Genomic DNA, 21,739 nt, shown 5'->3' on the forward strand with positions numbered 1-21,739 from the left:
AATATATGCTTAATAAATTAATTCCAATGCACGGACAACATCTGCCTGCATCAACTCTGTCCGTAAAAATTCGAGCTGTTCGACAGCCTCAATATCTTTATTATCAAGATCTTCACTTAATAGTTGATACCAAAGGGCATACATTTCAAACGTAAAATGTTTGTCCCACTCTTTAACTGTCAACACTTGCATCTGCTTTGAAGCCTGTTCCAACAGTTTCACTGCCCAGTCCGCCTTTTGGGCGCTTACAGCCAACCGAGCCATCATCAACCATTTCTTAACCTGCCCCGAACCCGTCTGCCACTCTGGTAATGTTTCCAACCAAGCAAATGCAGCGTCTAAACCGTATTCTTGCGTTTTCAACAGCGCCTGTTGCCAGTAACTTTCTTGGTTTTCCTCCTGAGATGACGGTTCTAACACTGCCTTTTGAATGGCTTGGCTATTCGTCTGCTTGCGCGTAGACGACATGACTTTTTGTTCCAGCCACTTAAGCGTATCGGCCGATACAAACGGGAATCCGTTATCAAAACTTAAACCGGTCAGGCCTTCGCATCGGGTCAATAAGGATTTCAACTCAAATAGCGAAGAATCAACTTGGGAAAGATATAAACCACCTAATGCCTGCTGACCTTGCCATGCATAATATTGCAGATCCAGCCAATAGTGATTAGCACCTTCCAAAAAAGCCGCCTCCACTTTATCAAGCAAATCGCACCATTGCTGCTCCTGAACCAAACGATTCAAGTTTGCCAATAAATCTGCCCTCGGAGCCTTCAACCGTGTCTGACCGTTTTGATGCGGAGGAATACCGTTCAATCCGCCCCAACGGACGGCTCGAATCATCTTGTTTGCAGACCAATAACCATCATCCTGTTCTCTCAAGTAGGCAGCATTAATCCTGACTTGATCCAGTAAGGCTTTAGAAGAGTTAACCTTGGTAACGGTCAAACTTTCAGACGACCCTCGACTCTCTTGATGAATTTGCGGCATTGCCACTTGCTCAACAGGCGCAACAGCTTCCTGATTTTGATTTGCACTTGTCGGTGAGGATGAAAAACGAACAGATGACTCTTCAAAATATTGCAACAATGGGAATAAGCTGGGGCGCACTGCCTCTTCCCATCCATCAAAATAATGTTGCAACGACATCAAAGCTGATAATGTCCGCTTAAGCTCCGTAGAATCGGATAATCCTACTTCTTTAAGCGTATCTAACACCCTTTCACCAGACAACCAATTTAATGCATTACGTTTTTGTACCGGTTTTTTCGGCCACAGCGACTGATCGAATTTTTGCAGCAACCCGCACAAAATCTCCAAGCCGTCTGAAAACCCTGCTAAACCTCTGTCTCTCAGCGAGGCAAAAATGTAATAGGTTGCCACCCTCAGGTCTTTAGATTCACGCTTCAAGAGGCGTTCTGAAGCATCCAAAATCAATCGGTAATCCATACCCGAAAGTTTGGCCAACTCAATCTTGATGGCTTCAAAATCATCTGTATAGGCGACATCCTCGCCGCAAGGATGGTCGTCTGAAACAGGCTCCAACCATTCTTGCCAGCGATGGATATTGTTATCGGTGATAGATGTACCTTCATCACCGAGTATCGGCTTTACCCATTGGGGTAATGTCATCATTATTTAACCTCAAAAATCTTATTCGGCAGATGGATATTTTTCAGATCCAGCAGTCCCAACGGTCCTTTACCGGAATTGGTCCGCATATAGAAGCGCATCAATTTGTCTTTTTCCAGTGGGAACTCAACCAAATAGGTACTTCCATCAATCGGTGTAACCCTAGATTTTTCAAGCATACGGATGAAACCGAAACGTCCGCTGATTTCCTGAGTTTTACGCATACCTTCTGCCTCGGTTTCCCAAGAAATACGCAAACCGGCATTGCTGACATCACCCGGCCATTTAAATGGCTTCCACTCTGTCTGTTGGTTGAAATAATTCAATGATTGACCATCAACAACCAAGTCGAATTGAACAATCCCCTGAGTAGACGTCGGCTTCAGCTCAAAGCTGTAACCACCTTCTCCGTTGACGAAGAAATCCTCAGAAATCGCACTCAATTTGTTCAGCTGTTGCAACAATCCCGGATTGACTTTCAATTCGCTTCCCGGTGCCACAATCCATTGATTGCCTTGTTTGGTCAAAACACCTGCCAATTGGGTCGTTATAAACTGATTCAATGCGCCTTTGTTGATATCCAAGTATTTTGCCAATACGGGAATCGAAACTTCGGTTTCTGATTTGGCAAACGGATATCTGCCACCCAACTCAGACTGCATAGGATTAACAAAATTGCTTGCCCACAGATTATTGATGTCTTTTTGGGCCACGCCTGCAATCGAATCCCATACGGAATTAAATGGCAAGACAAAAACGTTGCGCGCGAACGGCAGCAATCTGTCACCCACACCAGCCTCAATCAAACGTGCATACTGCATACCTTCAAGAAATTCATTGTCTCCGCCATTCAAAACACCCTGCACGGCCGATCTGGCTACGCCACCGGTATCGGAAGAGGACGCCATTTGAATCAAACGTTGTTTAATGGTCGTCACTCGCTCAAGGTAACGTTGCAGGCTCAAATCGCTCTTCGGATTGATTTGTGCGTCAATCAATTGCAGCAGGTTTTCAAATTCTGCTTCCAACGGTCCTGCCAGATAATCATTGACTTTACCTTCCAGTGCGTTGATGTTTTCAGCCTGTGAATTTAATACCGTATCGGCAACCCTACGCGAGCGGGAAGACAGCTGTCTTGCCGCCGCACGTTTTGCAGCATCGGCAACCGCCGGATTCACGTCGATTTTTTTGCTGTCCAATTGGCTGCTTTCTTTTACTGCATGGAACAATGCCACCAATGGGGAACGCTGAGGATCTGCATAAACGTGGAACTGATTGACTGCATCCAAATTGGTCGTTCTTGGCTGCCATGTGATGCTGTTCATCATGTCATACCAAGCCACAGCATATTCTTTGAAGTAGCGCTCTTTCAGACTATTGATGGCAGCTTCCGTTACCGGTGCCTGATGCAGGTTTCCACCCAACACCCAGTCAGTATTCTTGCTGTCCTTAACAGCTTGATCCAGAGCGGGCTTGACGTGTTTTTCCCAGCCTTCGACCGTATACACGCGGGGCAAAGGTTTGCCGACATTCCAAATGCCTTTCAAATCCTTATTCAGCAGCTCTGCCAATGTAATGGTTTTCAGCTTGGCATCCGTACCTTGTACGATGCGTTTGTATAACTGTTCACTACCTTGGTCGCGGTTGATCCAATCCACCAGAATCTGACGGCTTCGTGATACCAATTCAGGTTGCTCGGTTTCAAGCCAACCGGAATGAGTAGCCATGCGAGGTACGAAGAATTGAGCCAAAATTTGTGCATCTTTGGTAGAAACATTCTGTGCTGAAAGCATTTCCACCAATTTTTTCGTCAGGAATTCAGCATCTTTTTTGTCTTTGGTTTTCTCTACATGAGACGTCAGCATCAAATATGCTTTCAGGTCTTGATAAGAACTGTCTTGCAGCGCGAAGTCGTCCGGAATCTGCCCTTCGAGCATAGTCAATCCGTCCAACTTATTCGCGAAGAATACGGTAGCTGGGCGGCTGACGACATCTTTAACCAAAATACCGTATTTACGGTACGCGGCAGCCAACAACTCTTTTCTATGTTCATAGCCCAAGAACTTGGCTGTATATTGCAAGAAATCCCTGCCGGATTCTATTTCGGTAATACTCTGTTGCAGTTTGACTAATGCTGCAACTTTTTCCGAGCGTGATTTTGCCTTCTGAATGCTTTCCAAATCAGCATTCAGACGACCTATATCTTGATAACTGCTGTGTGCACCCACTGCAAACACGCTACCGACCAACAAGGCTACGGCACTCATTGCCAAATAGGTTTTTTCCGTTTTGGACAAATGCAGTTTTTTACCGGAACCTAAAACCGACAGATCATTAAACGCACGGTAAATCAAATCGCCTGATTGTTCGGGATTATTGGTTTGAATAAACGAAACGCCGGCAACTGTATCCAGTTTTCCCAAACTCCGTTTTTCAGCAGCAATATGATCCGCCAAAGCCTGACTTTGGGAAGGCAACGTCGCAGACAGTTTTGCAATAGGTGTTTGGCGCAAATCTTCCTCAATCAGCTGCGTACCCAGTGCTGCCAACTGGTTGGCAAACTGATCCAATTCTTTCGCCAACTCCGTTGCCGATACAGTCGAACCATATTTCAAAGCATGGCTGATGGCTGATGGCATTTCATCAGCTTCATTGGTCAGATACACCTGATTAATCGGTAGCTTCCATCCGAGCTTTTTCATTAACTCGGTCAATTGCGCGGCATTTTCGTGAATTGAGGATTTTGCTTGAAGCGAAACAATGCCTTCGGCAGGACGTTTACCCACGCCCCTCAGATATTGCCAACCGCCCGCAGGCTCCATAGCCTGTGCATCAATCCAAATAGCCGATGCGGTTTCCACCCACAACTGACGGCGGATATCCGGCAAAGAGGCTTCCAGTAAGGCAGTATCTTGAGTGACCACAAAAATCCAAGGCTTACGGTGTTTTTTATATTGCTTGGTCAGCAAGTGGATATGCCTCAACTGCTCCCAGCGTTCCGACACGCCGATCAAATGGGTAGATTCCGCACTGTCACCGCTTAAATCTTCGGGATTCAGATGCTTCAAATTAGAATGTCTGTCGGACACGCCTGACCAAAGCATTCGTGTCAACAGAGGGATAAAGAATATCAACGAGGTCACTACTGTGATACATGCCCAAACAACCGCTTTGGCTGCAAATGTATCGATTCCGAATTTATGACCTAAAAAGTAGAGTAAGACTGCACTGACGATGCTTAGAATAATAACCACTATGCCAGTAAAAATTGGCTTCATAATAACTTCCGAAAAATAAACTTAAAATCTAAAAACTTAATCTGTATTTTGAATATCAGAACTTTTGAATTATTAAGATGAAAGGCTTTTTGCCAAACCTGCCCCGAATCAGGCATGCGCCCCTAAAAACCTGCGACACTAAAAGGATTATGCAATTTTGTATCTTATTTCCGACAATCCGGCACTTTAGCTCCTTGCAGATTCCATTCCCCTTAGTAGCTTCCGACAGTCGGCATACTGCTGATCAAAGCGCAGCCGCATGCAGTTTTACAACCGTCCACAGCGACATCGCGCCCTTTAAACGACATATATTGACTGCCTTCGATAATCGGATTGGTGCCATGCCCGGGTATGGGGCAAGAAACCAAATCGCCTACCAGAGCGGCAGGCTTTCCTTCAATGACCATATCCGAAGACGCTTGAACCACAATGCCTCCATGAGTAGTCGCATCTCCCAGCCTGATAATACCTTTCATAGTTTTTACCTTTTTAAAAAATTTACTTATCATATCAAAAAATAAATAAATTAGTAACTACCGTTAAATATCAAATTCATACCGCTTATCAAACGGGTTATAACGCGGGCAAAATTATGACGGTTTGAGTGCCAATCGATTTTTTAAAATGATGAATAAAGTCATTACTATTCAAATATTTACAACATATTAATCTTATACCGAATCAAGACAGGACAACGCCCGACCGGTTTTAAAATTAATCCGCTCTAGAAAAAATATAGTGGATTAAAATAAAAATGAGACAAGGCGGCAACGTCCGCCGTGTACAGGTAGTACATAAGGGCGTTGGCAACGCCGTATCATTGCAATTTTAATCCACTATAAACAAAACAATTTTCAGACGACCCCTTGAGGTAACCTGACTTGCTCCTTTCAAAAATGAATTAACTGTCCACAATGGGACGGTTTTAAGTTTGAGGATAGGAGATTTAAGGAGAAAAGTATTTCAAGGGCGGACTTCTTCAAGCTATAGTGGATTAACTTTAAATCAGGACAAGGCGACGAAGCCGCAGACAGTACAGATAGTACGGAACCGATTCACTTGGTGCTTCAGCACCTTAGAGAATCGTTCTCTTTGAGCTAAGGCGAGGCAACGCCGTACTGGTTTAAAGTTAATCCACTATATTTTTACGCTTAAAGAGGTCGTTTGATGAGAAACCCGTAGCCGTTACCGAGCGATAATCACGCTCTAGGGCGCGACGACGGGCGGCGGATAGCCGTGTGCGTCAATTTCAGACGAGGCGAACCACGGGGTATGGACGAGGTTGGCGGGCAGATGCGCCAATTCGGGGATGTGGCGGCGGACGAATGTGCCGTCGGGATCAAGCCGGCGGGCGGTTTGGATAATATCGATGGAACACCTGCGGGCATTGCGGGCGGCGGTTTGCCAGTTGCCTTCGTTCAACGCCGGGTCAAAATCGGTTTGCTGTGTGGCGAACCAGGCGATGCCGTGTTCGGACGGCTGATGCAGGATGCCACACAAAAATTCTGCCGTCAGGGAGCGTAGGGCGGGATGCAGCCAGCCGCTCGATTTCAGGCTGCGCATGGCGGCATCGATGAGCGGAAAACCTGTTTCCCCCCGCCGCCAGCGTTCCATCAGGTCGTCTGAAAACGGCGCAGATTCGGCATCGAATTCAGGCTCGATGCGGGCGCGGTGGTAAGCAAGCTGCTGATAGAAATCGCGCTGAATCAAGTTGTCCAACCAAGCATCTGCGCCCTGCCCTGCGGCTTCGGCCGCCAACACGCGCGGCGAGATGCAACCCACGCTCAAATACGCACTCAATCGGCTGGTGCCTTTTCTGGCAGGGAAATCCTTCATAATCGGATAAAACCCAATATTTTCTTCAAAATGCCGCCATTGTTTGTCCGCCTCATCTTCGCCGCCGCGCTGTGCGGAAACCATATCCTGCTGCCCGTTCCACGCTGGAAACGGCGGCATTTCAACAGAGGTCGTCTGAAAAATTTCAGTGCGTCCGCCTCCCCCATCCTGCCCGCCGAACCGCTGCCGAAACAAAGCCAGCCACGCTTCTTTATAATGCGGGAAGTCGGTATAAGGCGCGCCGTGGCTGCCCATGATGTCTGCCTTGGCGAATATGGCACGGTCGTTAACGCGATCGAACGCAACGCTTTGTTCATCCAAAATCCGCCAAATGCAGTTATCTTGCCCGATTTCAGACGACGTATAGGCTTCGTCTGCAATTACGGTCTGAACATTCAACCGCATCGCCAAAGCAGGCAATTCTTCCACACGGTTCACCGCATACAAAGCCACGCCACAGGCCGCCAGCGAGCCATGCAAAGCCGCCGCCGCCTGATAATGAAACCAATCCTGACGCGGATTGGAGATTTCAGACGACCCCTGCGCCACCCACACGCCTGCCGCAGGCAATCCCCGCTTCACGGCGGCGGACAACGCGGCGTTGTCGCGTATGCGCAGGTTGCGGCGGAACCAGACCAATGTATGTGCTTGCATGGCGATGTCGTCTGAAAAGGATAAGGCGTTTGATTTTAGCAGAAATTTTAGAGTCCTAAGAAGGCGGTGGAAGGCGGGGAGGTCGTCTGAAAACGCTAGGACGCGTCATTCGCAAAAGCTGTTTGACGATTTAAACAGCGATACCCGTTACGTTTCCAAATCTACGCCGCCTTCCTTTGATTGAATATGTGGTAACGCGTGGGATTTTTCTTTGAGTCGCATCGTCGCTCAAAAAATACCAAACATCGCATACGATTTCAGACGACCCCTCATCGTCCCATCCCCCGACATTGCCGTTCGTCATAGCATATCCCATCCCTTTCCCATTTCCGTTATATTCCGTCACTTTATATTCCGTCACTTTGTAAACCCGAAGGTCGTCTGAAAATATGTTGGGCAAACTGGATACTTGGCTGATGGAACACCCGAAACGGGATGATTTGCGCGGTTGGCGGCGTTTTGCGGTCGAATTTTGGTTTTTCGGACTGAAAGAAGCGCGCGCCTGTTTGTTTGCCGGTTTGTTTTTCATCGCCATGTTCCTGATTCCGAAAACAGGCTGGCTGGGGATTTCACGCTATGACCTGCTGCTGATTTTTGCAGTCTCCGTTCAGGCTGCGATGCTGTATTTCAAGCTGGAAACGTGGGACGAAGTGAAATCGATTACGCTGTTTCACTTGGTGGGCTTTGCTTTGGAGTGGTTCAAGACATCGGGCGACATCCAGTCTTGGAGCTATCCGGACGAGGCGTACACCAAAATCGGCGGCGTGCCGCTGTTTGCGGGCTTTATGTATGCGGCGGTCGGCAGCTACATCATTCAGGCTTGGCGGCTCTTTAATATCAGAATCAAAAGCCATCCGCCGTATTGGTTGAGTACATTGTGCGCGCTGGCAATTTACGTCAATTTTTTCACTCATCACTATCTCGGCGACTACCGCTGGTATCTCGCCGCATTCGCACTCGGGCTGTATGCGCGGACAACGGTTTTATACACGCCCTATGATACTACCCGAAAAATGCCGCTGCTGCTGGCGTTCGTCCTCATCGGTTTTTTCATTTGGCTGGCGGAAAACTTAGGGACTTTGTTCGGCGTTTGGCGTTATCCCAACCAAATCGGCGCATGGGCATCGGTGCATATCAGCAAATGGAGTTCGTGGGCCTTGCTGGTGATGATGACGTTTACCATCGTGGCGAATTTAAAACACGTCAAACACACCATCAGCGTTTCTAAAGACTAAGGGATACCGTCAGACGAATACTGATTTCCACACGGTCAATCATCAGAGCATGCCGTATTACCCCCTTCCCCTTTTCAGACGACCCTCATCCCATTAAACTAAACCTCCATATTTAAAGCCCATTCAACGGAGAAATCATGAATCAAAAAATCAAAGCCGGCATCGTCGGCGCAACAGGCTACACCGGCGTAGAACTGCTCCGCCTACTCAACACGCACCCCAATGTCGAAGTAACCGCCATTACCAGCAGGAGCGAAGCGGGCATTGCCATTGCCGATTACTTTCCCAGTTTGCGCGGCATTTACGACTTAACTTTCCAAACGCCGGACCAAGCCCGACTGGATCAATGTGACGTCGTGTTTTTTGCCACGCCCAACGGCGTCGCCATGAAGGAAGCACCCGCACTCCTGAACCAAAACGTCCGTATCGTCGACCTATCCGCCGACTTCCGCATCCAAGACATCCCGACATGGGAACAATGGTACGGTATGCGCCACGCCAGTCCCGATATTATCCCGCAAGCCGTATACGGATTAAGCGAAATGAACCGCGACGCCATTGCCAACGCACGCATCGTCGCCAACCCCGGCTGCTATCCCACCTGCGTTTCACTGCCCTTATTGCCTTTGTTGCAACAAGGTCGTCTGAAAGCACACATGCCATTGATTGCCGACTGCAAATCCGGCGTCTCCGGCGCAGGGCGCAAAGGCAACATCGGTTCACTCTTCTGCGAAGCGGGCGACAATTTCAAAGCATACGGTATTGGCGGACACCGCCACCTTCCCGAAATCAAACAAACCATTCAAACATTGCAGGCAGACATCGCCGATGGTTTTATCTTCACTCCGCACCTCACGCCCATGATACGCGGTATGCACGCAACCCTTTACCTGCATCTTGAGGACGGTTGCCATCCTAAAGAGATACTTCGCGAATACTATCGGGACAGCCCCTTTGTCGACATCCTTTCTGCCAGTTCCACACCCGAAACACGCAGCGTCCGCGGAGCCAATGTGTGCCGCATCAGCATCCAGCAAGCGCCGCAATCCAACGTTTGGATTGCCTTGTCCGTCATCGATAATTTAGTGAAAGGTGCAGCAGGACAAGCCATTCAAAACATGAACCTCATGTTCGGTTTTGACGAACAACTCGGTCTGCAAAACGCCCCGCTACTTCCCTGATACATACACCAATCTTCTCAAACAAGACGGATGTTCATCCATATAAAAGGGGTCGTCTGAAAACAACTTACAGCGTTTTCAGACGACCCCTCATCAACAACCGCAATAGCAAATGCTTATCCAAATCACAAATCTAAAGAATTTCTAGTCGGTGAACTTCGACCACACGGCGCATGCCTATCCTGCCCGTCCATTATATAGTGGATTAACTTTAAATCAGGACAAGGCGACGAAGCCGCAGACAGTACAGATAGTACGGAACCGATTCACTTGGTGCTTCAGCACCTTAGAGAATCGTTCTCTTTGAGCTAAGGCGAGGCAACGCCGTACCGGTTTAAAGTTAAGCCACTATACAAACTCAAAAATTCCCCGCCTCCAGATTTAGAGCTTCATAACGGCAGCCTCACAGCCACTCACTCATACACAATACCGGCAACCAATTCTTCTTCATTCAAATTGCCGTACTGCTGCTCCCAATCATGCGAAGCCTCAACCGTATCACACTCGCGCGCAAATACTTGCTGCTGCCCGTTCATATTTTCCAAAACCAAATTATTCAACTGCTCGCACTCTTGTGCAGAAACGCCGATATCGGATTGATGCGCTTGCGAATAGCTGAAAGGAAACGCCAAAAAACCCAATACAAAAGCCGTCAGAACCAACCAAGCATTTTTACGATAACGAGTCATTTTTACAGCCTCCAACAAAATCTAAAACACATTCAAATAAAACATAATTCGGTCTAAAAAATCAGCTTAACCATAAAAAAGTATCAAAACCGAGATACGAATCAAGAATAAAAGTATTTTTAAACCGGAATTATTCGATTAATCTAACAATAAGCACATAATACTCAGAAAAAACAAAAACAGCAATACTTTTTCTTAGTATAACTAATATTTTTCTTACAATTTGATAAAAACTAAGGTAAAATACACATCAATCATTCAAAGTGTATTAAAAATCACACTTAAACCAAAGGAACAACATGGATACCTTTAAAGACAGACTGGCTTTTCTATGGAAAGATGAAGCACGACAAGCCAAAATCGCGGCTGATATCGATATGACTATTGCCGGCTTCAGCCGCATCTGGAACGAGGGCGGATTACCCAAATCCGAAACCCTGAAAAAAATCAAACAGCTCAAAGGATGCAGCATAGACTGGCTTCTGACGGGAGAAGGAGAGCCGTTTCCCAATACCGAGCCGCCCAAAGCCACCGCTTACGATACTTTGGGCAATCCGGTCGATATTGACGAATTTATCTTCGTTCCGCGCTACGACATCCATGCCGCCGCAGGACACGGACAGCTTGTCGGCGATGAAAAACCCATGTTTACCATGGCATTCCGCCGTTACTGGATTGAAAACTACGTTACCCGCGACACCAAAAACCTGTCGGTCATTTCCGTCAAAGGCGATTCTATGGAAGGCGTCCTGAACGACGGGGATACCATCCTCATCAACCGCAGCGAAACCACCCCGCGCGATGGGTTATATGTTCTGCGTATCAATGAAAATCTTTTGGTGAAACGGCTGCAAGTCATACCCGGCGGCATCGTCAACGTCATCTCCGCCAACGAAGCCTATCCGGCCTTTGAAATCGATTTAAACAAAATGACCGAAGATGTTGCCATCATCGGCCGCGTGGAATGGTTTGGACGGATTATCTGATCTGCGTTGTGTTCAGACGACCTGAATTCATGTTTTCCTATTTTTTAACAGGACGGACGGTGTAAAGGCTGTCCGCCTGCCTATTGAAATTTTTCGAGATTGCAGCCATGTAAGTGGTTGACAGATATTGCCGCCCGACCCGCAACACCCTCTTCTTGCTTCAAGAATCCGTTTGCGCGACAATACTGGCAATATTTATATAAAAGGAATCACATCATGTCAGACGAAAGCCCTATCATTTTTACAGAAAGCTGCTGCACCAAAGTAGCTGATTTAATTGCCGAAGAAAACAACCCCGACTTAAAACTGCGCGTATTCGTCAACGGCGGCGGCTGCTCAGGCTTCCAATACGGATTTACCTTTGACGAAATCAAAAACGATGACGATTTTGAAATCCAAAAAAACGGGCTGACTTTCTTGGTCGATCCGATGAGCTATCAATATTTGGTCGGCGCGGAAATCGACTACACCGAAAGCCTGCAAGGTTCCCAATTCGTTATCCGCAATCCGAATGCGGAGACTACTTGCGGTTGCGGTTCTTCATTTTCCGTCTAATACGCTGTTTTCTAAAAAAGGCCGTCTGTTCACTCAGGCGGCCTTTTAGATTGATATGCTTTCAAAGCAATAACATCTATCTTATAATTCATAGTTCCATTTGGTAATATTCATTAATATACTATAATTGGTCAAAATCGGTCATTTATACTATTTCAGCCGAATAAAATACCCTTTATCCTTCGGTTAAGACAAATAGACGAATAATAATCTATACTTTATAACAAAACCGACACTAAATACCTGCCTTCAGATGACAAAGCAGGATTTTATATCTCATGGGATCACAATGAAGAAACAAGATAAACTTTACGACGTTTATGTTTCTTATCCGCCGGATGTCGATCGCGAGCGCATCAACGCCTGTTTGTACGATAATCTGCCGGAAAAAGAAGCCGAAGATTTGGTTCAAGCGCTTGCCGAGCGTCCGCAAGCCATTATTGCTGAAAACTGTACCCAAGACGAACGTGAAAACGCCCAACAATATTTCAATTATTTAGGTTTGGATGTCATCGTCCGTCAATCGATGGAATTGGAGCTGGATCTCAGTGGCGAAGAGCAGGAAGAAGCGGCTCCTGAAATCCGCCAATGTCCCGTATGTTTAACCCTGATTGAGGATCACGAGGCGACGGAATGTCCCGTCTGCCATTTCCACCTTGCCAGCGCAACCGAGCAAATCATCCAGCGCAAGCGCATCGAATGGCAGGAACGGGTGGCGTTTGAGCATAAAAAACAAGCGGAAATCGCCCATAAGCTGCAAATCGAAAAAGAGCGCGAAGAAAAACTCCTGCGCAAACAAATCCGTTCGGAACTGGAAAGCAAGCTTCGCCAAGAATTGGGTGAAGAACCCCAATTGGCTGCTTTGCAATCCAAAAAGAACACTTACATTCTGATCAGCGTATTGGGTATTCTTGCCATGTTCGGCTTGGTGGCTGCCGGATACCTTGCCGCCAAATTCCTATAAACGGAACACGGTATAGGGCTTAAGTTTAAATCAGGACAATATGGCAGCAGAGACAGTGCAAATCGTATGAGACCGATTTTCTAAAGCTGCTTCATCCATTTAAAGAATTACCCTCTTCAAACCGCAGCAACGCCGTATTCATTTATAGTGGATTAACTTTAAATCAGGACAAGGCGACGAAGCCGCAGATAGTACGGAACCGATTCACTCGGTGCTTCAGCACCTTAGAGAATCGTTCTCTTTGAGCTAAGGCGAGGCAACGCCGTACTGGTTTAAAGTTAATCCACTATATTTAACCCGCTGCCAATTCGCCATAGCTGTTCGAACAGGTCAGATATAACAAAAGGTCGTCTGAAAACTTTTCAGACGACCTTTTCCACATCCGCATCTCAAACGTGATGAATGACCAGCTTCTTGCCCTGATAGTCCAATACGTCCACATCCATATCAAACAAATCTTTAATATTTTCAGCGGTAAAGATGTCGTTCGGCGTGCCGGTCATGGCGACTTGTCCGTTTTTCATGGCGACGACGTGGTCTGCATAGGCGGCGGCTTGATTGATGTCGTGCAGGACGACGACGGTGGTGCGCTTGTGTTCGCGGGTCAGCCGCTGGAGCAGCTGCATGAGGGCGCGGGCGTGGTACATATCGAGGTTGTTGAGCGGTTCGTCCAAGAGGACGTAATCGGTGCTTTGGCAGAAGACCATGGCAATCATGGCGCGTTGGCGTTGTCCGCCGGAGAGTTCCGTCAGGTAGCGGTTGGCGAAGCTGTCCAGTTTGAACTCGGAAAGTGCGTTTTCGACGATGGCGAGGTCTTCGGGGGTCGGTCTGCCTTGGTGGTAGGGATAACGCCCGAACATGAGCAGATCACGCACGGTAATGCGGCTCATGACGCTGTTTTCTTGGGTCAGGATGGAGAGCGTTTTTGCCAGCTCGGCGGTAGGTGTGGTGGAAACATCTTTGCCGGCGTAGCTGATGCTGCCCTGCTCCAGCGGGCGGAGGCGCGCCATGAAGGAGAGGAGCGTGGATTTGCCTGCGCCGTTGGGGCCGATGAGCGCGGTAATGCCGCCTTCGGGGATGTCTAGGCTGACGTTGTTGAGGATGGGGTTGCCGCCGATGTGGAAGCTGACGTTGCGGATGGTAATCATGAGTGGACTTGATGTGTGGATTTGTTTTCAGACGACCTCAGAACATGGGAGGTCGTCTGAAAATGATGGGCTTCAGATTTCGCGAACGATGACGAATTGGGGATTGTCTGCCAAATCAATCAAGAAGGCTTTGACACGCGCCTGCCAGAGTTCGCCGAAGCGTTTGAGTTCTTCTGCGGTGGCGGTGCCGCTGACGGCTTTGGGCATGATGTCGCGCATTTCGGGGGCGAAGGGCTGCATGGCGGCGTTGAGGCTGACGGCGACGGTTTTGCCGTTGTCTTTACGACGCAGGGTCAGCGTGCCTTCGATGTCGGCATCGAAACTCAACAGGTTGCGGCGGGCGAAGCGTCCTTGCGGACCGACACCGCCGAAGCCCGTTTCGGGAGCGGCGCCGGTTAAGAGTTGGACGACGGATGCGGTAACGCCGACCGTGCCTTCGTCGCGCGCACCCTGCATGGCGGCTTCGATTCTTCCGCGCTGCGGCAGGTCGCTGCCGTAAAGTGCTTTCAGGCCTTTAAGCGTCATGAGATACGCGCCTGCGACAGTGGGGCAGGAGTGTCCGCACAGGCGGACGGCATCGGCGTAGCGATACTGCATGATGCCCTCCTCTGCCGCGCCGAGAAATTCGGCGAGCGCGTCTTGGACGGTCAGCGTCGGGGCTTGCTCGAAAAATTCGGGGAAATGTTCTTGAGTCATACGGTATCCTTTTACTTTAAAGAGGTCGTCTGAATCTGTTTTCAGACGACCTTTGTGCTTATTTCAACAGGGTGCGTTTATCGTTGATAAACATTTCGGCAATTTTACTTGAACCGAACGGGTTGAGGTGGTTGGTATCGAAGTACACCGGCAGCCCGTCTATGAGTTTGTCCGCGGGGATGTACTGCATAAAGTCCACCCATTGTACGCTGCGGTGCTGCTTCACGATTTTTTCGACTTCGTCTTCCGACTTGGCGGAATCGCGGATTTCTGCCTTTTTATCCTCTGAAACATAATGGATGTCGATACCGAGATTTTGTCTCAGGTAATAACGCCGCAACGGCAGCTGTCCGTCCATAGGCGTATCCGCCAAAACGTACACTTGCTTGCCCGCCTTCACCAAATCCTCCAGCATTGTGTTGAACCGTTCTAAAAATTCCGGTTTAGCGGTATGAAGGAACCAGCGTTGCGAAATGATGATGACAGGATAGTCTTTGGTTTTTTGTTCGATAAAACTGTTATACGGATTGCAGCGGTCGGCACGGCGGTCGCTGTCGGGCAGGACGAATCCGAACGCAGTGGCGCAGCTGTTGGACGTAATGACGTCCGCCGACCAGCCTTCTTTTTTGCCGACAATGTCGAGGAACGGGCTTAAATGCGCGGCATGTGAGTCGCCGATGACCAAAACTTCAGGCTTTTTGTTTGCCGCACCGACGGCACAGTCGGTTTTGGTCAGCGTGTCTGCGCAAATTTTGCTTTCATCAGCCTTGTACAAAGTGGTTTCAAACGCGGCAGGTTTGGCGGTCATCAGATAGGCAGCCGCAGGAATCAGCAGCGCAAAATAAGCCGCCATGCTCCATTTGAATTTCGCCGTCGTAAAATTCTTTACCTTCCGCGCCGGTGTTTCCACAAAATAATAGGACAACACCGACAACAGCAGCATGATGATGACAGCCAGTGCCGATGCGGCGAGCGGAAGCTGCGCGTCCATATAAATGTAACGCATCAGCGCCAACACCACCCAGTGCCACAAATACAGCGAATACGAAATCAACCCGATAAACACCACAGGCTTGAGGCTCAACAATTTGGACGTATTGAAGCCTTCCTGCATCTGCAATGATTTGCCCGAATAAATCAAACCGCCGACCGCCAGACAGCAAAGCAGCCGTTCGATGTTTCCCGCGCCGGGCAGGACGCCGTAGGGCAGCACCAGCGTGACGGCGATGACCGCCATCATCAGCCATCCGAACAGCGGCGTACTGGCTTTGTCGTTTTGTTCGGCGGGCGGAATAAAGGCAAAAAGCGAACCGACCAGCAGCTCATAAGCGCGCACATGCGGCAGGAAATACGCCTCCATACCCAAAGTCGGCAACAGCGCGGAAAACAGGCTGATGACAATCAGCAAAAGGATAAACGTCCGCACATTGCGCCGTTTGCTGATACGGAAAAACAGAATCAGCAACGCGGGGAAAATAAAGTAAAACTGTTCTTCCAACGACAGCGACCAAATATGTTGCAACGGCTTTTCCGTCGCATCCGCATCAAAATAACCGCCACGGCGCGCAAAAAACAGATTGGCGGCAAACAGCAAGGCATAGACGGCAGATTTGACGTATTGGCGCAAATCGAAAGACAAAAAGAAAATGGCGGCAACGACCGTCGTGCAAAGCAATACGCAGGCAAAGACCGGCAAAATGCGTTTGGCGCGTCGTTTATAAAACTCGAGAAACGAAAAGCTGCCGTCGTGAATCTCGCGGCTGATAATGGTCGTAATCAGGTATCCCGACAACACGAAAAACATATCCACGCCCAAAAAACCGCCCGGCAGCCATTGGGGATCGATATGAAATACGATGACGGATAAAACCGCCAATGCCCGTATCCCATCCAAATCAGGACGGTATTTCAACACTTTACTCATAGTACGCACCTTGATAGTGATGCTTATTATGAGTAAGAACTCGATATTTAGTTTCATTCACGCTATCAAATCCAAGGGCGTGGAAAACGAAATATACCGTTTGGAAATAGTGGTTTACGCCATTCGAATTCAGGCTCAAAAAGTTTTCAGACGACCTAGCGCTTGCGTTTCAACACCAAATACAAAAACACCAGCCCGCCGGCAAATTCAACCACCACGCTCAACACCGCCTTCATACCGAGCAGGTGTTCGAACACGGTTTGTCCGCCGACCAGCAGGATGCCGCCGACACACACCGTCATCGGCAGCCGCACGCTATGGCGCACGCTCGGGGCGAAATGGTTGGCAAGCGCGGCAGCCAGCAGGCCGAAGAAGCTGACCGGCCCGACCACCGCCGTCGCCGTCGCCACGAGCGCGGCAATCCAAAGCAGCAGCCACAAGGTATTGCGCGTATAGTTTATGCCCAAGTTAATCGTTTGGTCGCGCCCCAAAAGATGAACGTCCAGACGGTGCCGCTCGCGCCAAACCGCCACCACACTCGCCAGCAGAATCAGCGCGCCTACGCCCAAAAGCTCGCTGTGAACCGTATTGAAGTTTGCAAACATGTTCGCCTGCGCCGCCGTAAATTCCTCCGGATCAATCATGCGCGTCAGCAGCGAAGAGAGGCTGCGGAACAAAATCCCGAAAATCACGCCGATTAAAATCATGCGCGACAAATCGCGTCCGCCCTGCCGGATGAGTGTGTAAAACAAAAGCAGCGAGCCGCCCATCATCATCACCAGCTCAAAGCCGAACTTACCCGTCAGCGGCAGCGACGTATAGCCCACCCCGCCCAAGGCAAACAGCAAAAGCGTTTGCAAAAACACATAAAGCGAATCGAAGCCCAAAATCGAAGGCGTAAGAATCGGATTGTTCGTCAGCGTTTGGAAAAGCTGGGTCGAAACCCCGACCGCGTACGCCACCAACAGCAAAGCCGCCAGTTTGGTCAGCCGCAGTTGCAACACAAAATCCCAATCACCTTGTATGTTCAAAGTCAGGAATAGCGTACAACACGCCAACAGCAAGACGAACGCCACCCACAGCGGACGGGAAGAACACTGCATAAACGCAACCTTGTTTGAGCGAAGCGCGCTACGCTTGTTTTCAGACGACATGGGCAGGCTTCCTCAACAAAATCCACAAGAACAACACCGTACCCAACACACCGAACACGGTTGAGACCGGAATTTCAAACGGGAACACAATCACGCGCCCCAAAATATCGCACAAAAGCACCAGCGACGCGCCGAGCAAAGCCACTGCAGGCAGGCTTTGGCGCAGCTTGTCGCCCATCAGGCGGCTGATGATGTTCGGCACGACCAGCCCGATAAACGGAATATTGCCGACCGTTACCAACACCAGCGACGTAATCAGCGCAACAATCACCAAACCTACCCACAACACCGCCGTCCGGTTCAGACCCAAATTCACGCTCACTGTTTCGCCCAAGCCCAAAATCGTCAGCTGGTCGGCAATCAAATACGCCGCCAATGCCAAGCCGCCCGTCAGCCACAGCAATTCGTAACGCCCCAACAGCACGCCCGAAAAATCGCCCTGCTGCCACACGCTCAACAACTGCATCATCTCAAATTCATAGGCGATAAACGTCGTCACCGCCTCGATAACGCCGCCGAAAATAATCCCCACCAGCGGCACCATCAACTGCGCCGTCGGCGGCAAACGGCGTATCAGCATCATAAATACCAACATACCCGCCAACGCCGCCACGGCAGAAAATGCCATATTTACCCTCATGTCGGCGGTCGAAAACATCAACCTCATCGCCAACATGCCCAACGCCGCGCTCTGACTCGCCCCCACCATAGACGGCTCGACAAAACGGTTGCGCATCAAAATCTGCATAATCATTCCCGCCACCGCCATCGATGCCCCAGCCAGCACAATCGCAAACGTGCGCGGCAGGCGGCTGACCAGCATCAGTTCCGTACTGTCAGACAAAGTCCAGCGAAACACATCCGCCCAGCGGAAATCGCCGACACCCACCGACAGGCTGACAACAAACAGCACCACCAGCACAAAGCAGTTGATTAAATTTAAAGATAAAGGTTTGACGAACATAAGGGAAAAAATAATTCAGATAGAAAAACAAACGCCGTAAAGACGATATAGTGGATTAACTTTAAACCAGTACAGCGTTGCCTCGCCTTGCCGTACTATCTGTACTGTCTGCGGCTTCGTCGCCTTGTCCTGATTTAAATTTAATCCACTACAACAAGGTCGTCTGAAAAAATGCTGACAGTCAGTTCGGGCAAAATTCAGACCGGCTTTCGCCCTAAAAAACCGTGCTAACGATACCATTTACTATAAAAATAAACAATATTTGCACAAATAATAACCATTCTTATACACCTCGTCTGAAAACACTTGCCCCATACAAAAAACACCCAGACAGCCTTTTCAGACGACCTCCCGCCCTGCCAACCGCCCGCCCATCCCGCACTACTGCCCCACCCGTCCGAAACGCGTTATACTTCCCAATTATAGTGGATTAAATTTAAATCAGGGCAAGGCGACGAAGCCGCAGACAGTACAGATAGTACGGAACCGATTCACTTGGTGCTTCAGCACCTTAGAGAATCGTTCTCTTTGAGCTAAGGCGAGGCAACGCCGTACTGGTTTAAAGTTAATCCACTATAACTATCCACCCAACCCGCTTCAGGAGAACACCATGCCCGAACAAAACCGCATCCTCTGCCGCGAACTAAGCTTGCTCGCTTTCAATCGCCGCGTTTTGGCGCAGGCGCAGGATGAAAACGTGCCGCTTTTGGAACGTTTGCGGTTTTTGTGTATCGTGTCTTCCAACCTCGACGAATTTTTCGAGGTACGCATGGCGTGGCTCAAACGCGCGCAAAAAATGAATCCGCACGAGCGTTTGGACAACGGCACCACGCCGTCCGAAACCATCGCCGCCGTCGCCGCCGAAGCGCACACGCTGATACAGGAGCAATACCGCCTGTTCAACGAAGTCTTGCAGCCCGAACTGGGCAAACAAGGCATCCATTTTTACCGCCGCCGCAACTGGACGCAAGGGCAGCAGAAATGGATCGAGCAGTATTTCGATGCCGAGCTGCTGCCCATCCTCACTCCCATCGGACTCGACCCGTCGCACCCCTTCCCGCGTCCGCTGAACAAATCGCTCAACTTCGCCGTCGAGCTTGAAGGTACGGACGCATTCGGCCGACCCTCCGGCATGGCGATTGTGCAAGCCCCGCGCATCCTGCCGCGCGTCGTCCCCCTGCCTGCCGAATTGTGCGAAGGCGGCAGCGGCTTCGTCTTCCTTTCCTCCATCCTGCACGCCCACGTCGGCAAACTCTTCCCCGGCATGACGGTCAAAGGCTGCCACCAGTTCCGCCTCACCCGAGACAGCGACCTGACCGTCGATGAAGAAGACCTCAAAAACCTGCGCGCCGCCATTCAAAACGAATTGCACGACCGCGAATACGGCGACGGCGTTCGCCTCGAAGTTGCCGACACCTGCCCGCCCCACATCCATAACTTCCTGCTCGCCCAGTTCAAACTCACCCCCGCCGAGCTTTACCAAGTCAAAGGCCCGGTCAACCTCGTGCGCCTTAATGCCGTGCCCGATTTGGTTGACCGTCCAGACCTCAAGTTTCCCGCGCGCGGAGCAGGTCGTCTGAAAGCATTGCGCAAGAACGGATCGATTTTCAAACTGGCGAAACAATCGCCCATCCTGCTGCACCATCCGTATCAGTCCTTCGACCCCGTCGTCCACATGATACGCGAAGCCGCCGCCGACCCCGCCGTCCTCGCCGTCAAAATGACCATTTACCGCACCGGCAGCAATTCCGAACTCGTCCGCGCCCTGATGAAAGCCGCCCTTGCCGGCAAACAAGTAACCGTCGTCGTCGAACTCATGGCGCGTTTTGACGAAGCCAACAACGTCAACTGGGCGCAACAGCTTGAAAACGCAGGCGCACACGTCGTTTACGGCGTATTCGGCTACAAAATCCACGCCAAAATGGCACTCGTCATCCGCCGCGAAAACGGTGCGCTCAAACGCTACGCCCACCTCGGTACCGGCAACTACCATCAAGGCACATCGCGTATTTACACCGACTTCGGCATCATCACCGCCGACGACCAAATCACCGCCGACGTGAACACCCTCTTTATGGAAATCACAGGCTTGGGCAAACCGGGTCGTCTGAACAAGCTCTACCAAAGCCCGTTTACCCTGCACAAAATGGTCATCGACCGCATCGAGCGCGAAATCCAACACGCCAAAGCAGGCAAACCCGCCCGCATCCGCGCCAAAATGAATTCACTGATTGAGCCAAGCGTCATCGACGCCCTCTACCGTGCCAGCAGCGCAGGCGTGCAAATCGACCTCATCGTACGCGGCATGTGTACCCTGCGCCCCGGTGTCAAAGGCCTGTCCGAAAACATCCGCGTCCGCTCCATTATCGGCAGACAGCTCGAACACTCCCGCGTGTACTGCTTCCACAACAACGGCGCGGACGATACCTTCATCTCCAGCGCCGACTGGATGGGGCGCAACTTCTTCCGCCGCATCGAAGTCGCCACCCCGATTTTCACGCCCGAACTCAAAGCCCGCGTCATCCGCGAAGGCATCGAAATGGCACTGCAAGACAATACCCGCGCCTGGCTGATGCAGCCCGACGGCAGCTACACCCGCGCCCAACCCGAAAACGGCGAACCCGCCTTCAGCCTGCAAGAGAGTTTGTGGGAAATGTACGGGCGTTAACGCTTAAGCAACACAAAAGGTCGAGACCTTTGCAAAATTCCCCAAAATCCCCTAAATTCCCACCAAGACATTTAGCGGATTTCTCATGAGCACCTTCTTCCGGCAAACCGTACAAGCCATGATTGCCAAACACATCGACCGCTTCCCACTATTGAAGTTGGATCAGGTGATTGAT

Annotated in this window: 16 protein-coding genes; 6 read left to right on the plus strand and 10 right to left on the minus strand. The window is 49.9% G+C overall.

Translation table 11 applies throughout. From position 1 onward, the window contains the following. Positions 1-9: 9 nt before the first annotated feature. The 4 genes from tssA to AAG834_RS07755 form a co-directional block, all read right to left on the minus strand. Positions 10-1,635, minus strand: a complete 1,626-nt coding sequence (tssA, locus tag AAG834_RS07740) for a type VI secretion system protein TssA (RefSeq protein WP_342031780.1) — start codon at positions 1,633-1,635, stop codon at positions 10-12. Continuing rightward, on the minus strand, positions 1,635-4,700 hold the full coding sequence (locus AAG834_RS07745) for an ImcF-related family protein (RefSeq protein ID WP_342031781.1): 3,066 nt from the start codon (positions 4,698-4,700) through the stop codon (positions 1,635-1,637). Before AAG834_RS07745 ends, tssA begins: the two co-directional genes overlap by 1 nt. A gap of 422 nt (positions 4,701-5,122) precedes the next feature. Beyond that, positions 5,123-5,386 (minus strand): PAAR domain-containing protein, encoded by a 264-nt coding sequence (locus AAG834_RS07750; protein ID WP_342031782.1) that lies wholly within the window; start codon positions 5,384-5,386, stop codon positions 5,123-5,125. A 730-nt stretch (positions 5,387-6,116) separates the two neighbouring features. Further along, positions 6,117-7,400 (minus strand): deoxyribodipyrimidine photo-lyase, encoded by a 1,284-nt coding sequence (locus AAG834_RS07755; protein WP_342031783.1) that lies wholly within the window; start codon positions 7,398-7,400, stop codon positions 6,117-6,119. Between the two features lie 389 nt (positions 7,401-7,789). Here AAG834_RS07755 and AAG834_RS07760 point away from each other — a divergent pair, with 389 nt between their 5' ends. Beyond that, positions 7,790-8,635: a DUF817 domain-containing protein gene (locus AAG834_RS07760; RefSeq protein WP_342031784.1), complete on the plus strand. Its 846-nt coding sequence runs from the start codon at positions 7,790-7,792 to the stop codon at positions 8,633-8,635. 137 nt (positions 8,636-8,772) lie between these two features. Then, entirely contained in the window at positions 8,773-9,816 is a 1,044-nt protein-coding gene (gene argC, locus AAG834_RS07765; protein ID WP_342031785.1) for an N-acetyl-gamma-glutamyl-phosphate reductase, read from the plus strand. Between the two features lie 413 nt (positions 9,817-10,229). On the opposite strand, the gene AAG834_RS07775 is transcribed toward argC, so the two are convergent. After that, positions 10,230-10,505, minus strand: a complete 276-nt coding sequence (locus AAG834_RS07775; protein WP_342031786.1) for a hypothetical protein — start codon at positions 10,503-10,505, stop codon at positions 10,230-10,232. 299 nt (positions 10,506-10,804) lie between these two features. Between AAG834_RS07775 and AAG834_RS07780 the strand changes: the two genes are divergently transcribed. The 3 genes from AAG834_RS07780 (at position 10,805) to AAG834_RS07790 (ending at position 13,010) form a co-directional block, all read left to right on the plus strand. Next, complete coding sequence (locus tag AAG834_RS07780; RefSeq protein ID WP_003758368.1) at positions 10,805-11,491, plus strand: S24 family peptidase; 687 nt, start codon at positions 10,805-10,807, stop codon at positions 11,489-11,491. Between the two features lie 216 nt (positions 11,492-11,707). Continuing rightward, positions 11,708-12,046 (plus strand): iron-sulfur cluster insertion protein ErpA, encoded by a 339-nt coding sequence (gene erpA / locus AAG834_RS07785; protein ID WP_003758366.1) that lies wholly within the window; start codon positions 11,708-11,710, stop codon positions 12,044-12,046. Positions 12,047-12,335: 289 nt separating this feature from the next. Continuing rightward, a complete protein-coding gene (locus tag AAG834_RS07790) occupies positions 12,336-13,010 on the plus strand; it encodes a hypothetical protein (RefSeq protein ID WP_342031787.1) in 675 nt (224 codons plus the stop codon). Between the two features lie 389 nt (positions 13,011-13,399). Here the strand turns inward: AAG834_RS07790 and AAG834_RS07795 are convergent, their stop codons facing one another. The 5 genes from AAG834_RS07795 to AAG834_RS07815 form a co-directional block, all read right to left on the minus strand. Further along, positions 13,400-14,158 carry an iron ABC transporter ATP-binding protein gene (locus tag AAG834_RS07795; protein WP_342031788.1) on the minus strand — a complete coding sequence of 253 codons (759 nt, stop codon included), beginning with the start codon at positions 14,156-14,158 and terminating at the stop codon, positions 13,400-13,402. Positions 14,159-14,230: 72 nt separating this feature from the next. Then, positions 14,231-14,854, minus strand: coding sequence for an FmdE family protein (locus AAG834_RS07800; protein WP_146736661.1), 624 nt, complete (start codon positions 14,852-14,854; stop codon positions 14,231-14,233). A 58-nt stretch (positions 14,855-14,912) separates the two neighbouring features. Further along, the gene (locus AAG834_RS07805; RefSeq protein ID WP_342031789.1) at positions 14,913-16,778 is read right to left on the minus strand and encodes an acyltransferase family protein; all 1,866 of its coding nucleotides are present in this window, start codon (positions 16,776-16,778) and stop codon (positions 14,913-14,915) included. 155 nt (positions 16,779-16,933) lie between these two features. Further along, positions 16,934-17,932: an iron chelate uptake ABC transporter family permease subunit gene (locus AAG834_RS07810; RefSeq protein ID WP_342031790.1), complete on the minus strand. Its 999-nt coding sequence runs from the start codon at positions 17,930-17,932 to the stop codon at positions 16,934-16,936. Then, positions 17,922-18,896: an ABC transporter permease gene (locus AAG834_RS07815; protein WP_342031791.1), complete on the minus strand. Its 975-nt coding sequence runs from the start codon at positions 18,894-18,896 to the stop codon at positions 17,922-17,924. The genes AAG834_RS07810 and AAG834_RS07815 overlap by 11 nt, the downstream gene beginning before the upstream one ends. Positions 18,897-19,506: 610 nt before the next feature. On the opposite strand from AAG834_RS07815, the gene ppk1 reads away from it, so the two are divergent. Beyond that, positions 19,507-21,564, plus strand: a complete 2,058-nt coding sequence (gene ppk1, locus AAG834_RS07820) for a polyphosphate kinase 1 (RefSeq protein ID WP_342031792.1) — start codon at positions 19,507-19,509, stop codon at positions 21,562-21,564. Positions 21,565-21,739: the final 175 nt, after the last annotated feature.

Source organism: Neisseria sp. Marseille-Q2251, assembly GCF_940793045.1.
Taxonomy (GTDB): domain Bacteria; phylum Pseudomonadota; class Gammaproteobacteria; order Burkholderiales; family Neisseriaceae; genus Neisseria.

Excerpts from the sequence above, each read along its gene's own strand:
- tssA (WP_342031780.1), bottom strand. The coding sequence starts at position 1,635 with ATGATGACATTACCCCAATGGGTAAAGCCGATACTCGGTGATGAAGGT.
- AAG834_RS07750 (WP_342031782.1), bottom strand. The coding sequence starts at position 5,386 with ATGAAAGGTATTATCAGGCTGGGAGATGCGACTACTCATGGAGGCATT.
- AAG834_RS07755 (WP_342031783.1), bottom strand. The coding sequence starts at position 7,400 with ATGCAAGCACATACATTGGTCTGGTTCCGCCGCAACCTGCGCATACGC.
- AAG834_RS07760 (WP_342031784.1), top strand. The coding sequence starts at position 7,790 with ATGTTGGGCAAACTGGATACTTGGCTGATGGAACACCCGAAACGGGAT.
- argC (WP_342031785.1), top strand. The coding sequence starts at position 8,773 with ATGAATCAAAAAATCAAAGCCGGCATCGTCGGCGCAACAGGCTACACC.
- AAG834_RS07775 (WP_342031786.1), bottom strand. The coding sequence starts at position 10,505 with ATGACTCGTTATCGTAAAAATGCTTGGTTGGTTCTGACGGCTTTTGTA.
- AAG834_RS07780 (WP_003758368.1), top strand. The coding sequence starts at position 10,805 with ATGGATACCTTTAAAGACAGACTGGCTTTTCTATGGAAAGATGAAGCA.
- erpA (WP_003758366.1), top strand. The coding sequence starts at position 11,708 with ATGTCAGACGAAAGCCCTATCATTTTTACAGAAAGCTGCTGCACCAAA.
- AAG834_RS07790 (WP_342031787.1), top strand. The coding sequence starts at position 12,336 with ATGAAGAAACAAGATAAACTTTACGACGTTTATGTTTCTTATCCGCCG.
- AAG834_RS07795 (WP_342031788.1), bottom strand. The coding sequence starts at position 14,158 with ATGATTACCATCCGCAACGTCAGCTTCCACATCGGCGGCAACCCCATC.
- AAG834_RS07800 (WP_146736661.1), bottom strand. The coding sequence starts at position 14,854 with ATGACTCAAGAACATTTCCCCGAATTTTTCGAGCAAGCCCCGACGCTG.
- AAG834_RS07805 (WP_342031789.1), bottom strand. The coding sequence starts at position 16,778 with ATGAGTAAAGTGTTGAAATACCGTCCTGATTTGGATGGGATACGGGCA.
- AAG834_RS07810 (WP_342031790.1), bottom strand. The coding sequence starts at position 17,932 with ATGTCGTCTGAAAACAAGCGTAGCGCGCTTCGCTCAAACAAGGTTGCG.
- AAG834_RS07815 (WP_342031791.1), bottom strand. The coding sequence starts at position 18,896 with ATGTTCGTCAAACCTTTATCTTTAAATTTAATCAACTGCTTTGTGCTG.
- ppk1 (WP_342031792.1), top strand. The coding sequence starts at position 19,507 with ATGCCCGAACAAAACCGCATCCTCTGCCGCGAACTAAGCTTGCTCGCT.